Origin of the sequence: Paraburkholderia sp. BR10923, assembly GCF_040948765.1 — a bacterium.
In the GTDB taxonomy this organism is placed as follows: domain Bacteria; phylum Pseudomonadota; class Gammaproteobacteria; order Burkholderiales; family Burkholderiaceae; genus Paraburkholderia; species Paraburkholderia youngii.
On record NZ_JBFPKO010000022.1, the window covers coordinates 22,547 to 39,301 of the forward strand.

A 16,755-nucleotide genomic window follows, 5' to 3' on the forward strand; every position below is an offset into this window, starting at 1 on the left:
TTCGCGTCCGCGCCCTTATGAACAGGAGATAAATCGATGAATTACAAGCCGCTGTTCCGCTCACTTTCCGTCGCCGCTGTATTGAGCATAGGCGTCAGCCAGGCGGCTCACGCCGCGACCGAAATCCAGTTCTGGCATGCCATGGAAGCCGCACTGGGTGAACGTCTGAACGACATCGCGAACGACTTCAACAAATCGCAAAGCGACTACAAGATCGTGCCGGTCTTCAAAGGCACCTACGACCAGACCCTCGCCGCCGGCATCGCCGCCTATCGCAGCGGCAACGCGCCGGCCATCCTGCAGGTCTATGAAGTCGGCACCGCGACGATGATGCAGGCGAAGAAAGCCATCGTCCCGGTCACGCAGGTCTTCAAGGACGCGGGCGTGCCGCTCGATCAGAAGGCCTTCGTGCCGACCATCGCCAGCTATTACAGCGACTCGAAAACCGGTGAGCTGATCTCGATGCCGTTCAACAGCTCGACGCCGGTGCTGTACTACAACAAGGATGCGTTCAGGAAGGCCGGCCTCGATCCGAACCAGCCGCCGAAGACCTGGGCCGAGTTGCACGCCGATGCGCAGAAGCTGAAGGCCTCGGGCATGTCGTGCGGCTATTCGTCGGGCTGGCAGAGCTGGATTCAGCTCGAGAACTACAGCGCGTGGCATGCGGCGCCGTTCGCGTCGCGTAACAACGGCTTCGACGGCATGGACGCGCAGGTCGAATTCAACAAGCCGCTTCAGGTCGCGCACATCCAGTTCCTGCAGGGCATGGCGAAGGACGGCACGTTCACCTACGTCGGCCGCAAGGACGAGGCGATGTCGAAGTTCTATAGCGGCGACTGCGGCATCATCACGAACTCGTCGGGCTCGCTCGCGACGATCAAGAAATACGCGAAGTTCAGCTTCGCCACCGGCATGATGCCGTACGACGACAGCGTGAAGGGCGCGCCGCAGAACGCGATCATCGGCGGAGCGAGCCTGTGGGTGCTGTCGGGCAAGGATCCGGCCGTCTACAAGGGCGTCGCAAAGTTCCTCGCGTATCTGGCCACGCCGCCGGTCGCCGCGAAGTGGCATCAGGACACCGGCTATCTGCCGATCACGACCGCCGCATATGATCTGACGCGCCAGCAGGGGTTCTACGACAAGAACCCGGGCAGCGACACCGCGATCCGCCAGATGCTGAACAAGCCGCCGCTGCCGTACACGAAGGGTCTGCGTCTGGGCAACATGCCACAGATTCGCACCGTGATCGACGAAGAACTCGAGCAGGTGTGGGCGGAGAAGAAGACGCCGCAACAGGCGCTCGATTCGTCCGTCTCGCGCGGCGACGAACTGCTGCGCCGCTTCGAAAAGGCCGGTAGCTAAGCATCGCCCTCTGGCAGGGTTCCGGCGCTCTTGCGCCGGAACCCGAAGTCGTTGCAACACATCTCGAGAATCCCGATGGATAAGCGCTCTTACTTCGGCACCAGCGCGCTGCCCTACCTGCTCGTCGCGCCGCAGCTGATCATCACGCTGGTGTTCTTCCTGTGGCCGGCCGGCGTCGCGCTCTGGCAATCGACGCAAACTCAGGACGCGTTCGGCACGTCGAGCGAGTTCGTCGGACTCGCGAACTTCAAGCAGCTGTTCGCCGATCCTTTATATCTCGCGTCGTTCAACACGACGATCGTGTTCTGCACGCTCGTCACCGTGTCGGGCCTCGTGATCTCGCTGTTGCTGGCGGTCTGTGCGGACCGCGTGACGCGCGGCGCGAAGGCCTATCAAACGCTGCTGATCTGGCCGTACGCGGTCGCGCCCGCGATCGCCGCGGTGCTGTGGTCGTTCCTGTTCAACCCGAGCATCGGCCTCGTCACGTACGCGCTCGCGAAATACGGCGTCGTGTGGAATCACGCGCTGAACCCCGGTCAGGCGATGTTCCTCGTCGTGCTCGCGTCGGTCTGGCAGCAGATCAGCTATAACTTCCTGTTTTTCTACGCGGGGCTGCAGGCGATTCCGCGCTCGCTGATCGAGGCGGCCGCGATCGACGGCGCCGGTCCGGTGCGGCGCTTCTTCGGCATCGCGCTGCCGCTGCTGTCGCCTACCACGTTCTTTCTGCTGGTGATCAACATCACCTACGCGTTCTTCGACACCTTCCCGGTGATCGACGCGGCGACCGGCGGCGGACCGGGCCAGGCAACCCGCACGCTGATCTACAAGATCTTCGCCGAAGGCTTCCAGGGGCTCGACATCGGCAGCTCCGGCGCGCAGTCGGTCGTGCTGATGATCATCGTCGTCGCGCTGACCGTCGTGCAATTCCGCTTCATCGAACGCAGGGTTCAATACTCATGATCGAGAACCGACGCGGTTTCGACCTGTTCTGTCACGCGGTGCTGATCATCGGCGTCGCGCTGGTGGTGTTTCCGGTGTACGTCGCGTTCTGCGCGGCGACGATGAGCGAGCACGAGGTGTTCACAGTGCCGCTGTCGCTCGTGCCCAGCACGCACCTGTTCGAAAACATCGTCACGATCTGGACGCAGGGCACCGGCAACGCGGCGGCGCCGTTCAACCGCATGCTGCTCAACAGCCTCGTGATGGCGCTCGTGATCGCGGTGGGCAAGATCGCCGTGTCGATGATCTCCGCGTACGCGATCGTCTACTTCCGCTTTCCGTTTCGCACGGCCGCGTTCTGGCTCATTTTCATCACGCTGATGCTGCCGGTCGAAGTGCGGATTTTTCCGACCGTGCAGGTGGTGTCGTCGATGCATCTGAGCAATACGTACACCGGTTTGACGCTGCCGCTGATCGCGTCGGCGACGGCGACATTCCTGTTCCGCCAGTTCTTCAAGACGCTGCCCGACGAGCTGATGGAGGCCGCGCGCATCGACGGCGCGGGCGCGCTGCGCTTCTTCTGGGACGTCGTGCTGCCGCTGTCGCGGACCACGATGGCCGCCCTCTTCGTAATCACGTTCATCTACGGTTGGAACCAGTATCTGTGGCCGATCCTGATCACGAGCCAGCAGTCGCTGACCACCGCGGTGATCGGCATCAGGGGGATGATCGCCTCGGGCGATACCGCGACCGAATGGCATCTGGTGATGGCGGCCACACTGCTCGCGATGCTGCCGCCGCTCGCCGTCGTGCTGACGATGCAGCGCTGGTTCGTGCGCGGCCTCGTGGACTCGGAAAAGTGATCCGGTATGGCGGACCGCGACAAGCACTCAAAATTAAAGGCTAGAACCGCATGGCTGCACTGACTCTGCAAGGCGTTAAGAAAACCTACGACGGCAAACAGTTCGTATTGCACGGCATCGACGTCGACGTCGCCGCCGGCGAATTCGTCGTGATGGTCGGCCCGTCCGGCTGCGGCAAATCGACGTTGCTGCGGATGGTCGCCGGCCTCGAGCGCATCTCCGACGGCAGCATCTCGATCGCCGGCAAGGTCGTCAACGACCTGGAGCCGAAGGATCGCAACATCGCGATGGTGTTCCAGAACTACGCGCTGTATCCGCATATGAGCGTGGCCGAGAACATGGGTTACGCGCTGAAGATCGCGGGCGTCGATCGCGCGCAGATCGCGAAACGCGTCGAAGCCGCCGCGCAGATTCTCGAACTCGGCGCGCTGCTGCAGCGCAAGCCGCGCGAACTGTCGGGCGGACAGCGCCAGCGCGTCGCGATGGGCCGCGCGATCGTGCGCGAACCGGCGGTGTTTCTGTTCGACGAACCGCTGTCGAATCTCGACGCGCGTCTGCGCGTGCAGATGCGCCTCGAAATCCAGCGCCTGCATGCGCGCCTGAAGACCACGAGCCTGTACGTCACGCACGACCAGATCGAAGCGATGACGCTGGCGCAACGCGTGATCGTGATGAACAAGGGCCACGCCGAGCAGATCGGCGCGCCGACCGAAGTCTACGAGCGGCCGGCGACGGTGTTCGTCGCGAGCTTCATCGGCTCGCCGGGGATGAACCTGCTCGAAGGCCGGATTTCGGACGACGGCTCGACCTTCGACGTCGCCGGCAACGGCCCGAAGCTGCCGCTCGCGGGCGTGCCGTCGATCGGCCGCGAAGTCGCGACGGGCCGCGAATGGACGCTCGGCATTCGCCCCGAGCATCTGAGCCCCGGCACGGCCGATGCGACGCTCACCGTCGATTCCTGCGAGATTCTCGGCGCGGACAATCTCGCCCACGGCCGCTGGGGCAAGCACGACGTGACCGCGCGACTGCCGCACGCTCATCGTCCGGCGGCGGGCGAGACGCTGCAACTCGCGCTGCCCGCACGACATCTGCACTTCTTCGATCCGGTGACGGGACGGCGCGCGAACTGACACCGCGGCTGAACGCCGCCGCCTGCTCCGGCACGGCGGCGTCGCGCAACGGCTCCGAAGATCGGCGACACGGTGCGCGCAAATAGCGCACCACCCGGTGCGTGAAGCGGCCCGCCAGCGGTCCGCCCTGCCGCCCGGCCCCCGCCGGGCGAAGTACAATGCCACCTGAACCACATGCCGCGCGTGGCAGCGTCGTCGAATCCGGCGCCGCGCCGGCCGGCGCCGGGTGTTCCGCCCGGCCCTCACACCGATTACCCATTCAACCCCGACTGCCCGCCCGCACGCGGCCGGCATCGTCAACGTCTACTGCAAGCAAATGGCCCAATACGTTTTCACCATGAACCGGGTCGGCAAAATCGTGCCGCCCAAGCGCCAGATCCTCAAAGACATTTCGCTATCGTTCTTCCCCGGCGCGAAGATCGGCCTGCTCGGTCTGAACGGCTCGGGCAAGTCGACGCTGATTCGCATCATGGCCGGTGTGGACACGGAGATCGAAGGCGAAGCCACGCCGATGCCGAATCTGAACATCGGCTATCTGCCGCAGGAGCCGCAACTGGATCCGCAGAAAACCGTGCGTGAAGCGGTCGAGGAAGGCCTCGGCGACGTGTTCAACGCCCAGAAGAAGCTCGACGAGATCTACGCGGCCTACGCGGAGCCGGACGCCGACTTCGACGCTCTCGCGGCCGAGCAGGCGAAGTACGAAGCAATCCTCGCGACGACCGACGGCAGCGCCGAGCAGCAGATCGAAATCGCCGCCGACGCACTGCGCCTGCCGGCGTGGGACGCGAAGATCGAGCATCTGTCGGGCGGCGAAAAGCGCCGCGTCGCGCTGTGCAAGCTGCTGCTGCAAAAGCCCGACATGCTGCTGCTCGACGAGCCGACCAATCACCTCGACGCGGAATCGGTCGAATGGCTCGAGCAGTTCCTGACGCGCTTCCCGGGTACCGTGGTCGCCGTCACGCACGATCGCTACTTCCTCGACAACGCCGCCGAGTGGATTCTCGAACTCGACCGCGGTCACGGCATTCCGTGGAAGGGCAACTACAGCAGCTGGCTCGATCAGAAGGAAGAGCGCCTGAAGCAGGAAGAAGCGTCGGAGTCCGCGCGCCAAAAGGCGATCAAGAAGGAGCTCGAGTGGGTGCGCCAGAACCCGAAGGGCCGTCAGGCGAAGTCGAAGGCGCGTATCGCCCGCTTCGAGGAACTGAACAGCCAGGACTACCAGAAGCGCAACGAAACGCAGGAAATCTTCATTCCGGTCGGCGACCGCCTCGGCAATGAAGTGATCGAGTTCAAGAACGTCAGCAAGTCGTACGGCGATCGTCTGCTGCTCGATAACGTCAGCTTCAAGATTCCGGCCGGCGCGATCGTCGGCATCATCGGTCCGAACGGCGCCGGCAAGTCGACGCTGTTCCGGATGCTGACCGGCCGCGAACAACCGGATTCGGGCGAGATCGTGCAGGGCCCGACCGTCAAGCTCGCTTACGTGGACCAGAGCCGCGAAGCGCTCGCAGCCAACAAGACGGTGTTCGAGGAGATCTCGGGCGGCGCCGACGTGCTGACGGTCGGCAAGTACGAAACGCCGTCGCGCGCGTATATCGGCCGCTTCAACTTCAAGGGCGGCGACCAGCAGAAGATCGTCGGCAATCTGTCCGGCGGCGAGCGCGGTCGTCTGCATCTGGCGAAGACGCTGATCGCGGGCGGCAACGTGCTTCTGCTCGACGAACCGTCGAACGACCTCGACGTCGAAACGCTGCGCGCGCTCGAAGACGCGCTGCTCGAATTCGCGGGTTCGGTGCTCGTGATCTCGCACGATCGCTGGTTCCTCGACCGTATCGCGACGCATATTCTCGCGTTCGAAGGCGACTCGCAAGTTACGTTCTTCGACGGCAACTACCAGGAATACGAAGCGGACAAGCGCGCGCGTCTCGGCGAGGAAGGCGCGCGCCCGAAGCGTCTGCGCTACAAGCCGATCTCGCGTTAACAGGCGGGGCGCACCGGCCCGTCTGGCGCAATGCCGGACGGGCCCCGGGGCATGCGCGTTGCTATGCGTCACTTGATGGAGGCGCGCGTGACAGTCCCGCGCACACGACAGACGGTCAACACGGCGCCGCGCGGTGCGCAGCGCGTTGACGAGGAGACACAGGCATGGCGATGTCGAAGGGCAGGCGCTGGATCGTCGTCGTGGGCGGAATGCTATTGGCGTTGATTCTGATCTTGATTGGCGCGATGCAATTCGCGCAACAGGAAGTCAAAAATCGCGTCAGCGCGGCGCTCGGCCCGCTCGGCAGCGCCGACAGTATCGACGTCGGCCTCACTTCGGTACACCTGACCCACGTCGTGCTGAAAGCGCCGCCAGGCTGGCCGGCGGGCGAACCGCTACGCGCCGACGAAATCACGATCACCCCCGACGTGCGCGATCTGATAGCGCGGCGCATGCATATCCGCGAAGTCGTCGTGCGCGGCTTCGACATGGCCGTGTTACGCACGAAGGACGGCTCGCTGAATCTGCTGCCGAACCTGCGCGAATCGCTGAACCGAGGCGATCATCCGGGCGGCGCCGGCACGGCGGCGTCGATCCCACGCGAAAAACTGGTCGACCATATCCGCTTCGAACACGGCAACTTCCACTTCTACGACATGAGCGTCGGGCCGCCGCCGTTCAAGGTCACGGTCAGCAACGCGAACGCGAGCGTCGACAATCTGCATCTGCCGTCGCTTGCCGAGCCGACCAATGTCAGCGTTCGCGGCTCGCTGAAGGGTCAGGCGCATACCGGCACCGTGACTTTCGACGGTTGGATCAAGATCGCCAGCCGCGATTCGCAGACGACGACCACGCTGCATGGTGTCGACGTCGCGATGCTCGATCCCTATCTGCTGAAGAAGGCCGGCACGCGCGCGCAGGTGACGGGCGGTACGGTCGATCTGTCGATCGAATCGACAGTGCGCAACTATCATCTGCACGCACCCGGAACGGTGACGGTCCACAATCTGCAACTCGCCGAAACCGACAATCCGCTCGAGACGTTCATGTCGATTCCGACCCGCGCCGCCGTCGCCGCGCTCAAGACGCATGACGGCAACATCACACTGCATTTCGTGCTCGACGGCGATCTGCGCGATCCGAAGTTCTCGGTACGCGAAGGAATCCTTAAGCGCATCGGCGAGGGGTTTGCAAAGGCGCTGGGGGTCAGCGTCGAAGGTGTCGCGAAGGGTGCGGGGGAGACCGTCAAAGGCCTCGGCAATGCGTTGAAGAATCTGCTGGGACAGTAGCGGTAGCGCTCAGCTCAAACCGGCAAGCCCAACTCGCGCAGCTTCGCTTCCGTTTGCGCGGCGCTCGTGTGATGCACGCCGTGCCAGCCGAGCGCCGTAGCAGTTTCGGCGTTTTTCGCGTTGTCGTCGATGAAGACGAGCTCGGCCGGCTCGACGCCGGGCATCTGCAGCTCGATGCGCCGACGCATCTCGGCGAAGATCGCCGGATCGGGCTTCACGAGCTTCACGCGCCCCGACACGACGATGTCGCGAAAGCGCCGCAGCACCGGATAGTGCTCCCACGCATACGGGAAGGTCTCGGCCGACCAGTTGGTGAGCCCGAAGAGCGGCACCTCGGCCACTTCGAGCTTCTCCATCAGCGCGATGCCGTCGTCGAGCACGCCCGCGACCATTTGATGCCAGCGCTCGTAGAACGCGCGGATCAGCGGTTCGTGATCGGGAAACTGCGCGATCAGCTCGTCGGTGGCTTCGACGATCGGCTGCCCGCCGTCCTGGCGGATCACCCAGTCCATCGAGCAGACGTGCGTGAGGAACCAGCGGCGCTCCGATTCGTCGGGAATCAGCTCGCGGTACAGGTACTCGGGACTCCAGTCGATCAGCACGCCGCCGAAATCGAACACTACTGCCTTGATCGCCATGCACCACGCTCCGTTTGCAAGGTCGCCGCTACGCTCAGATCGGTTGCGTGCGCAGTTCGAGCCACGCCTTGGCGTCGCCCGATACATGCGGCGTGAGGCGCGCGCGCACCGTCTCGTGATACGCGTTGAGCCACGCGCGTTCATCGTCGCGCAGCAGCGCGAGCTCGATGCAGCGCGTGTCGATCGGGCACAGCGTCAGGGTTTCGAATTTCAGGAAGTCGCCGAATTCGGTTTTTTCCGCGGCCACGTTCAGCACAAGGTTTTCGATGCGCACGCCCCACTTCCCCGGCCGATACAGCCCCGGCTCGTTCGACGTGATCATGCCCTCTTCCATCGCGGTCCACGGTTCGGCCGGCGCGTAGTGCGAAATCACCTGCGGGCCTTCGTGCACATTCAGGAAGTAGCCAACCCCGTGACCGGTGCCGTGGCCATAGTCCGCGCCGGCCTGCCAGATCGGCGCGCGCGCGATCGCGTCGAGCATCGGTGAGCGGATACCGCGTGGGAATTGCGCGCGTGACAGCGCGATCATGCCCTTCAGCACGACCGTGAAATCGCGGCGCTGTTCGTTGCTCGGCGTGCCGATCGGAACGACGCGCGTGATGTCGGTCGTGCCGCTCAGGTACTGGCCGCCCGAATCGATCAGCAGCAGGCCGTTGCCTTCGAGCACCGCATGCGACTCTTCGGTCGCGCGATAGTGCGGCATCGCGCCGTTCGCATTGAAGCCCGCGATCGTCGCGAAGCTCAGCGACACGAAGCCGGGACGGCGCGCGCGAGCGGCAGTCAGACGCTCGTCGATCGTCAGTTCGGTGATGCGCTCGCGGCCCAGCGCGCTTTCGAACCAGGCGAAGAATTCCGCGAGGGCCGCGCCGTCCTGCTCCATCGTGTCGCGCACGTGCGCGGCGTCGGCGGCGGTTTTGCACGACTTGAGGAACGTGGACGGATTGACCGCCTCGACCACCTTGACCGACGACGGCACCGCCTTCAGCGAGCCGTACGTGATGCGGCGCGGGTCGATCAGCAGCGTGCTGCCGGCTGGTAGCGCGGCGAGCGCGTCGGCGGCTTTCGCGTATGGCTCGACGCTGATGCCGTCGCGCGCGAGCACGTCGGCGAGCGCCGGCGACACTTTGCCGTCGGCGATAAAGAGGGACACGCGATCCACGCCGATCAGCGCGTGCGCGACGAACACCGGGTTGTAACTGACGTCGGCGCCGCGCAGGTTCAGCAGCCAGGCGAGGTCGTCGAGCGTCGAGATGAAGTGCCACTGCGCGCCATTGTCGGCCATCGCGCGACGCACCTGCGCGAGCTTGTCCGCGCGCGCCACGCCCGCTTGCGGCGCAGCGTGCTCGAAGACGGCGTCGGCAGGCAGCGCCGGGCGCTGCGCCCAGATCGCCTCGAACAGGTCGATGTCGGTGCGCAGTTGCACGCCGCGCGCGTTCAGCGCCGCGCCCAACGCACGCGCTGCCGCGACGCCGAGCACCGCGCCATCCACCCCGACCGTGCCGCCGCTCACGACATTCTGCGCGAGCCATTCGAAATGCGGCGTCGTGAGCTGGCCGCCGGTCATCTTCATCAGCTCGACACCGGTGCCGGCGAGCTGCGCGGTTGCCTGCTCCCAGTAGCGACTGTCGGTCCAGACGCCGGCGAAATCGGCGGTGACGATCAGCGTGCCGGCCGAGCCGGTGAAGCCCGACAGCCACTGGCGGCCTTGCCAGCGCCCTGGCAGATACTCGGACAGATGCGGATCGGCCGACGGCACGAGGTAAGCGGCGATGCCTTCGCGCGCCATCGCGGCGCGCAGGCTCGCGAGGCGCTCGGGAATGGAGGAGGATTCGGGGAGTCGGGCGTTCATGGAGTTACCTGCAAGGATTCATCGACGGATTGACCGGCGCGAAAAGAGACCGACCGTCACGGCGACGGCGATCAGCGCGACGGCGGTGCATACCGGCCATTCGAGCATGTCGCCGTCACGGAAAAGACCCGTCACGTTGCCGGCCATGCGCGCGACGCTCGCGCCGAGCACGCCGGCCAACAGCGCGGCCCACCAGCGCGCGCGGCTCACCCTGCGCAGCGGGTGCAACCACCAGCCCGCGAGGCCGATCACGGCGCCGAGAACGAGAATGCCTAGCCACCCCATCAGGCGTGGGCTCCGGCTTGGGTGCCGAAACAAGGCAAGTTCAATTTCGGATTCGTCTCATAGGACGACGGAGCCGCCAAGGCTAGCATTTTGGCCTCTTTAACTATAGAAGTTCAGCACGGCGCTTTCCGCATCGCGGTTGAGTTTAGGGGTCGGGGTGTACTTAGGCAAGTTACAAGCCTGATGAAAACACCTCACGCTCCGCTCGTTGCCAGGCTGACGCAGCGCCATGCGTATCGCACTTATCGAACCCGACCTGCAACACGCCAAGCTGGTCGACCGGCTCATTTTCGCCGGCGGCCATGTGTGCCTTCACTTCACCACCAGCGCCACCTTCCTGCAGCACGCCACTGATGAATTTTTCGATCTGCTGATCACCGAAAGCTGGGCCGGCGACCATTGCGCCGAAGACGTGATCCCGCGCGCGCGCTTAATTCTGCCAGGTCTGCCCATCATGATGCTGATTGCGGCACCGAGCGAATGCCAGATCGTCGCCGCGCTGCACGCGGGCGCCGACGACTGCCTCAGCAAACCGGTGCGCGGCCCCGAAATGCTTGCGCGAGTCGAGGCGCTGCAACGCCGCGCGGGCCTGCGGCGGCCACCCAAACGTCGGCGCGACGTGATCGGCGGCTATACCTTCGACGCGGCGAATTGCGCCGTGACCTTCCGTGAGATGACCGTCATCCTGACGCCAAAGGAATTCCGCCTCGCGCTGCTGCTGTTCAACAATCTGGCGCGACCGGTGTCGCGCGCGCATATTCTCGAAACCGTTTGGTCGCGCCGGCGCGACGTAAAGTCGCGCACCATCGACACTCACGCGTCGCGCGTGCGCGGCAAGCTGCAACTGCGTCCGGAACTTGGCTACGCGCTGACGCCGGTCTATGGTTACGGTTACCAGCTCGACGCGATTCCGCCGGAGACTCAGACAGGCGAGAGCTGAGGCATGCTGGGTATTCGGCGTGCAAGATGTGAGAATCGTGAAAACGCTATAATATAAGGCTGAACGATAGCTCCCCCAAATGCAGCTTCTAACGATCGGAATCAACCATCACACTGCGCCTGTCGCCTTGCGCGAACGCGTGGCGTTTCCGCTCGAACAGATCAAGCCCGCTCTGGATACGTTCAAAGGCATCTGGCTGGGCCGCATGGCCCCCAACGCGCCCGAAGCGGCAATTCTTTCCACCTGCAACCGCACTGAACTCTACTGCGCGACCGACGACCTCGCAGTACGCGAAGCCTCGGTCCAGTGGCTGTCGAAGTACCACAATCTCCCCATCGATGAACTCGCGCCGCACGTCTACGCGCTGCCGCAGTCCGAAGCCGTGCGGCATGCGTTCCGCGTCGCGTCGGGGCTCGATTCGATGGTGCTCGGCGAGACGCAGATCGTCGGGCAAATGAAGGACGCGGTCCGCACCGCCTCCGAAGCCGGCGCACTCGGCACCTACCTGAATCAGTTATTCCAGCGCACCTTCGCCGTCGCAAAGGAAGTGCGCAGCACTACTGAAATCGGCGCGCAGTCGGTATCGATGGCCGCCGCCGCAGTACGCCTCGCCCAACGCATTTTCGACAAGATCGCGAACCAGCGCGTGCTGTTCATCGGTGCCGGAGAAATGATCGAGCTCTGCGCGACGCATTTCGCCGCACAGCATCCGCGTGAACTCGTCGTCGCGAACCGCACGGCTGAGCGCGGCATGCGGCTCGCCGAGCGCTTCAACGGCCGCGCCATTCCGCTCTCCGAGCTGCCCTCCCGGATGCACGAGTTCGACATCATCGTGTCGTGCACGGCGTCCACGCTGCCGATCATCGGTCTCGGCGCGGTCGAGCGCGCGGTCAAGGCGCGCCGTCACCGGCCGATTTTCATGGTCGACCTCGCGGTGCCGCGCGACATCGAACCCGAAGCCGGCCAGCTCGAAGACGTGTTCCTGTACACCGTCGACGACCTCGGCGCGATCGTCCGCGAAGGCAATGCGTCGCGCCAGGCCGCGGTCGCGCAGGCCGAAGCGATCATCGAAACGCGCGTGCAGAACTTCATGCAGTGGCTCGACGCGCGCAGCATCGTGCCCGTGATCCGCCACATGCACACGCAGGCCGACACGCTGCGCCGCGCGGAAGTCGAACGCGCACAGAAAATGCTCGCGCGCGGCGACGACCCGGCTGCAGTGCTCGAGGCACTGTCGCAGTCGCTCACCAACAAGCTGATCCATGGTCCTACTCACGCGTTGAACCGCGCGAGCAGCGACAACCGTGACAAGCTGATCGAGCTGATGAGCGGATTCTACAAACACCCCGGCTCTTCCGAGCGTTAGCGGCGCAGTGCTCGCCGCACCCCGCGCGCCACCGCCGTGGCTCGCGAAGTGCTTCCGCCCCGGGCATTCGCCCGTTCCTCTCGCCGCATCCTTTCCGGAGTCCGCTCCGCTACCCGCCCGATGAAAACGAGCATGCAACGCAAGCTCGACCAGCTCACCACCCGGCTGGCCGAACTGAACGACCTGTTGAGCCGCGAGGACATCACCGCCAACCTCGACCAATACCGCAAGCTCACGCGCGAACACGCGGAGCTCGGCCCGGTCGTCGAGCATTACGGGCTGTGGCGCCAGGCGCAGAACGACGCAGCCACCGCGCAGGAATTGCTCGCCGACGTGTCGATGCGCGATTTCGCCGAAGAGGAAATCCGCGCGGCGCGCGATCGTATGGAAACGCTCGGCGTCGAACTGCAGAAAATGCTGCTGCCGAAGGACCCGAACGACGAGCGCAACATCTTCCTCGAAATCCGAGCCGGCACCGGCGGCGACGAATCCGCGCTGTTCGCTGGCGATCTGCTGCGCATGTATCTGCGCTATGCCGAGCGCAATCGTTGGCAGGTCGAGATGATGTCGGCGAGCGAATCGGATCTCGGCGGCTATCGCGAAGTCATCGTGCGAATTGCCGGCGATGCCGCGTATTCGAAGCTGAAATTCGAGTCCGGCGGGCATCGCGTGCAGCGCGTGCCGGCCACCGAAACGCAAGGCCGCATCCATACTTCGGCCTGCACGGTCGCGGTGATGCCGGAAGCGGACGAGATCGGCGAGGTCGAGATCAATCCGGCCGATCTGCGTATCGACACGTTCCGCGCGTCGGGCGCGGGCGGCCAGCACATCAACAAGACCGACTCGGCAGTGCGCGTCACGCACTTGCCGACGGGCATCGTCGTCGAATGTCAGGACGACCGTTCGCAGCACAAGAACAAGGACCGCGCGCTGAAAGTGCTCGCAGCGCGCATCAAGGATAAGCAAACGCACGAGCAGCAGACGAAGGAGGCGGCGACGCGTAAGAACCTGATCGGCTCGGGCGACCGCTCGGAGCGCATCCGCACCTACAACTTCCCGCAGGGGCGCCTCACCGATCACCGCATCAACCTGACGCTGTATCGCCTCGACGCGATCATGGACGGCGATCTCGAAGAACTGATCGCGGCGCTCGTCAGCGAGCATCAGGCCGAGCTGTTGGCCTCGCTCGGCGACGCGGACTGACGCCCCGCCAATGACCGACGCTTCCCCAAACCCGCTAGACCCCGCCGCTCCGCCCGCGACGGCCGACGCGCTATTGCGCGCATCGCCATTGCCGCCGCTCGAAGCGCGGATTCTGCTCACCCATGTGCTCGGCTGGCGGCGCACGCAGCTGATCACTCGCGGCGAGGAGCCGCTCGAGCGGGCGAGCGTCGAGCGTTATCGCGCGCTGGAGGCGCGGCGCATGGCCGGCGAGCCGGTCGCGCAACTCATCGGCGCGCGCGAGTTCTTCGGGCTCGAATTTGAAGTCACGCCGTACGTGCTGATTCCGCGTCCCGAAACCGAGCTGCTGGTGGAGACCGCGCTCGCGGCGATCGAAACCCGGCCGCGCCCACGTGTGCTCGATCTCGGTACCGGAACCGGCGCAATCGCGGTGGCGATCGCGTCGATGCGGCCTGACGCCCAGGTCTGGGCACTCGACCGCTCGGCCGACGCGCTCGTCGTCGCCGCGCGCAACGGCGCGCGCCTGCTCGACGCGAAGCGCCCCGGCGGCGCCGTGACGTTCCTGCACAGCGACTGGTACGCCTCGCTCGACGCCGCGCCGCGCTTCGACGCGATCGTCAGCAATCCGCCGTATATCGCGAGCGGCGACCCGCATCTGGCCGAAGGCGATCTGCGCTTCGAGCCGCGCGGCGCGCTCACCGACGAGGCCGACGGCCTCAGCGCGATCCGCGCGATCGTCGCCGGTGCCCCCGAGCGTCTCGCCGCCGATGGCGCGCTTTGGATCGAACATGGCTACGACCAGGCTGAAGCCGTGCGAGCGTTGCTGAGCACGGGCGGTTTTGCCGAGGTCCGCTCGGAGCGCGATCTCGCCGGTATCGAGCGCATCAGCGGGGGCGTGTTGCGCGCCGCGGCGGCCTGAGGGCGGTCGCCGAGGCTAAAACCCCAGGCGCGACGCGGCTGCGGCCGCCCGTAGCGAAATCCGCTATCATTTCAGCCTATTCCCATCCTTTATCGGAACCGCAAGGTCAGTCATGGATACGCAACAACGCATCAAGCAAATCGTCGACGGCAACAACGTCGTTCTCTTCATGAAGGGCACGGCCCAGTTCCCAATGTGCGGTTTTTCCGGCCGTGCCATCCAGATCCTGAAAGCGTGCGGCGTCGGTGAAATCAAGACCGTCAACGTGCTCGAAGACGACGAAATCCGTCAGGGCATCAAGGTGTTCTCGAACTGGCCGACCATTCCGCAGTTGTACGTGAAGGGCGAATTCATCGGCGGCTCGGACATCATGATGGAGATGTACGAATCGGGCGAACTGCAGCAGCTGTTCGCCGCGGCCTGAGCGCTCTGCGCTTCGTTCGCTTTATCAGGCGCCGCAAGCCATGCAGCAAGCACGCACCGCGGCGCCCCGCCGGCTGATCGTCGCAATTACCGGCGCCACCGGCGCCATCTACGGCATCCGGCTGCTCGAGACGCTGCGGCGGCTCGGCGGCGTCGAGAGCCACCTGCTGATTTCGAGCGCGGGTTGGCTCAACATCCAGCATGAACTCCAGTTGGGCAAAGAAGACGTGCATCCGCTCGCGGATGTCGTCCATTCGGTGCGCGACGTCGGCGCGAGCATCGCGTCCGGCTCGTTCGCGACTGACGGCATGATCGTCGCGCCCTGCTCGATGAAAACGCTCGCGAGCATCGCGCACGGTTTCGCCGACAATCTGATCACCCGCGCCGCCGATGTGACACTGAAGGAGCGTCGCCGCCTCGTGCTGCTGGTGCGCGAAACGCCGTTGAACCTCGCGCATCTACGCAATATGACTGCCGTCACCGAGATGGGCGGCGTGATCTTCCCACCTCTGCCCGCGTTCTATAACCAGCCTGCTTCGATCGACGAGATGGTCGACCATACGGTCGCACGCGTGCTCGATCTGTTTGCGCTGGGACCGGCGTTGTCGCCGGCATGGCAAGGACTGCGGGACGCGCAGGATTAGACGCGGCAACGCGAATTAACAACGTTCGCGACACAATCAATTCCCCGCGAGCCCATTTATCAAGCTAGCGTGCGGACCTATATTGGTAGCAACCCAATTTCTCAGTGCCGTGCTGTCACGGCCCCATTGCAGTCATGAACCGCTTACCTTCGCTTTTCCTGTCCCACGGCTCGCCCACGTTGCCGATCGATCCTTCGATGCCGTCCGCCGAGTTCGGCGCGCTCGGCACCCAATTGCCGCGTCCCGAGGCGATTCTGATGTTGTCGGCGCACTGGGGCACCGCCCAGCCACTCGCCAGCATCGCGACGGCGCCTGAAACCATCCACGATTTTTATGGCTTTCCGCGTCAGCTCTACGAAATCCAATACCCGGCACCGGGCGCACCCGATGTCGCGCGCAGCGCCGCCGCGCTGCTCGGCGCGAGCGGCATCGTCGCGGACGTGCAGCCGCACGGGCTCGACCACGGCGCATGGGTGCCGATGCTGCTGATGTTCCCGCAGGCGGACGTGCCGGTCGCGCAACTGTCGATCCAACTGCACAAGGACGCCGCGCATCATTTCCGCGTCGGCCGGGCGCTGCGCGCGCTGAAAGACGAAGGCGTGATGGTGGTCGGCTCCGGTCAGATCACCCATAACCTGCGCGCCGCCGATTTCTCCGCTCGCCCGGAAGACGCCGATCCGCGCGTGAGCGAATTCACCGACTGGTTCGAAGACAAGCTCGTCGCGCGCGATATCGACGCGCTGCTCGACTATCGCCGCCAGGCGCCGCACGCGGTGCTGATGCATCCGACCGACGAGCATCTGTTGCCGGTGTTCGCCGCCCTCGGCGCCGCCGACGACGACTATTCGCTTGCGATCCAGTCGCTCGGCACCTACCAGCGTTCGCTCGCAATGACCAACTACGTGTTCGGCACCGCCACCGCCTGATCCGCCGCGGAACCAGCCA

At 64.9% G+C, this 16,755-nt stretch carries 16 protein-coding genes; 13 read left to right on the top strand and 3 right to left on the bottom strand.

Annotated elements, in window-relative coordinates; all coding sequences use genetic code 11:
• The first annotated feature begins 36 nt into the window (after positions 1-36).
• The 6 genes from ugpB to AB3X94_RS30990 all read left to right on the top strand — a co-directional run bounded on the left by ugpB (position 37) and on the right by AB3X94_RS30990 (position 7,564).
• Entirely contained in the window at positions 37-1,362 is a 1,326-nt protein-coding gene (ugpB, locus tag AB3X94_RS30965; protein WP_176110206.1) for a sn-glycerol-3-phosphate ABC transporter substrate-binding protein UgpB, read from the top strand.
• A 75-nt stretch (positions 1,363-1,437) separates the two neighbouring features.
• Complete coding sequence (gene ugpA, locus AB3X94_RS30970; protein WP_018433769.1) at positions 1,438-2,322, top strand: sn-glycerol-3-phosphate ABC transporter permease UgpA; 885 nt, start codon at positions 1,438-1,440, stop codon at positions 2,320-2,322.
• Entirely contained in the window at positions 2,319-3,164 is an 846-nt protein-coding gene (gene ugpE, locus AB3X94_RS30975; RefSeq protein ID WP_368613563.1) for a sn-glycerol-3-phosphate ABC transporter permease UgpE, read from the top strand. The genes ugpA and ugpE overlap by 4 nt, the downstream gene beginning before the upstream one ends.
• Positions 3,165-3,214: 50 nt before the next feature.
• On the top strand, positions 3,215-4,294 hold the full coding sequence (locus AB3X94_RS30980; protein WP_368613564.1) for a sn-glycerol-3-phosphate import ATP-binding protein UgpC: 1,080 nt from the start codon (positions 3,215-3,217) through the stop codon (positions 4,292-4,294).
• A gap of 316 nt (positions 4,295-4,610) precedes the next feature.
• Positions 4,611-6,275, top strand: a complete 1,665-nt coding sequence (gene ettA, locus AB3X94_RS30985; protein ID WP_152853645.1) for an energy-dependent translational throttle protein EttA — start codon at positions 4,611-4,613, stop codon at positions 6,273-6,275.
• 164 nt (positions 6,276-6,439) lie between these two features.
• Positions 6,440-7,564: a DUF748 domain-containing protein gene (locus AB3X94_RS30990; protein ID WP_368613565.1), complete on the top strand. Its 1,125-nt coding sequence runs from the start codon at positions 6,440-6,442 to the stop codon at positions 7,562-7,564.
• 14 nt (positions 7,565-7,578) lie between these two features.
• Here AB3X94_RS30990 and AB3X94_RS30995 read toward each other — a convergent pair whose 3' ends face one another.
• Genes AB3X94_RS30995 through AB3X94_RS31005 form a run of 3 tightly spaced genes read right to left on the bottom strand, consistent with a single transcriptional unit; the run spans position 7,579 to position 10,336 of the window.
• Positions 7,579-8,202, bottom strand: a complete 624-nt coding sequence (locus AB3X94_RS30995; protein WP_176110197.1) for an HAD family hydrolase — start codon at positions 8,200-8,202, stop codon at positions 7,579-7,581.
• Positions 8,203-8,236: 34 nt separating this feature from the next.
• Positions 8,237-10,051 (bottom strand): aminopeptidase P family protein, encoded by a 1,815-nt coding sequence (locus tag AB3X94_RS31000; RefSeq protein WP_368613566.1) that lies wholly within the window; start codon positions 10,049-10,051, stop codon positions 8,237-8,239.
• A gap of 18 nt (positions 10,052-10,069) precedes the next feature.
• A complete protein-coding gene (locus AB3X94_RS31005) occupies positions 10,070-10,336 on the bottom strand; it encodes a hypothetical protein (protein ID WP_368613567.1) in 267 nt (88 codons plus the stop codon).
• Between the two features lie 229 nt (positions 10,337-10,565).
• Between AB3X94_RS31005 and AB3X94_RS31010 the strand changes: the two genes are divergently transcribed.
• The 7 genes from AB3X94_RS31010 (at position 10,566) to AB3X94_RS31040 (ending at position 16,736) form a co-directional block, all read left to right on the top strand.
• On the top strand, positions 10,566-11,276 hold the full coding sequence (locus AB3X94_RS31010; RefSeq protein ID WP_368613568.1) for a response regulator transcription factor: 711 nt from the start codon (positions 10,566-10,568) through the stop codon (positions 11,274-11,276).
• 79 nt (positions 11,277-11,355) lie between these two features.
• On the top strand, positions 11,356-12,642 hold the full coding sequence (gene hemA, locus AB3X94_RS31015; protein WP_176110189.1) for a glutamyl-tRNA reductase: 1,287 nt from the start codon (positions 11,356-11,358) through the stop codon (positions 12,640-12,642).
• Positions 12,643-12,762: 120 nt separating this feature from the next.
• Positions 12,763-13,845 (top strand): peptide chain release factor 1, encoded by a 1,083-nt coding sequence (prfA, locus tag AB3X94_RS31020; RefSeq protein ID WP_176110186.1) that lies wholly within the window; start codon positions 12,763-12,765, stop codon positions 13,843-13,845.
• Between the two features lie 10 nt (positions 13,846-13,855).
• A complete protein-coding gene (gene prmC, locus AB3X94_RS31025; RefSeq protein WP_368613569.1) occupies positions 13,856-14,743 on the top strand; it encodes a peptide chain release factor N(5)-glutamine methyltransferase in 888 nt (295 codons plus the stop codon).
• Between the two features lie 112 nt (positions 14,744-14,855).
• Positions 14,856-15,167 (top strand): Grx4 family monothiol glutaredoxin, encoded by a 312-nt coding sequence (gene grxD, locus AB3X94_RS31030; protein ID WP_008918687.1) that lies wholly within the window; start codon positions 14,856-14,858, stop codon positions 15,165-15,167.
• Between the two features lie 40 nt (positions 15,168-15,207).
• Entirely contained in the window at positions 15,208-15,810 is a 603-nt protein-coding gene (locus AB3X94_RS31035; protein WP_176110182.1) for a UbiX family flavin prenyltransferase, read from the top strand.
• Positions 15,811-15,944: 134 nt separating this feature from the next.
• Positions 15,945-16,736 carry a class III extradiol ring-cleavage dioxygenase gene (locus AB3X94_RS31040; protein WP_368613570.1) on the top strand — a complete coding sequence of 264 codons (792 nt, stop codon included), beginning with the start codon at positions 15,945-15,947 and terminating at the stop codon, positions 16,734-16,736.
• Positions 16,737-16,755: the final 19 nt, after the last annotated feature.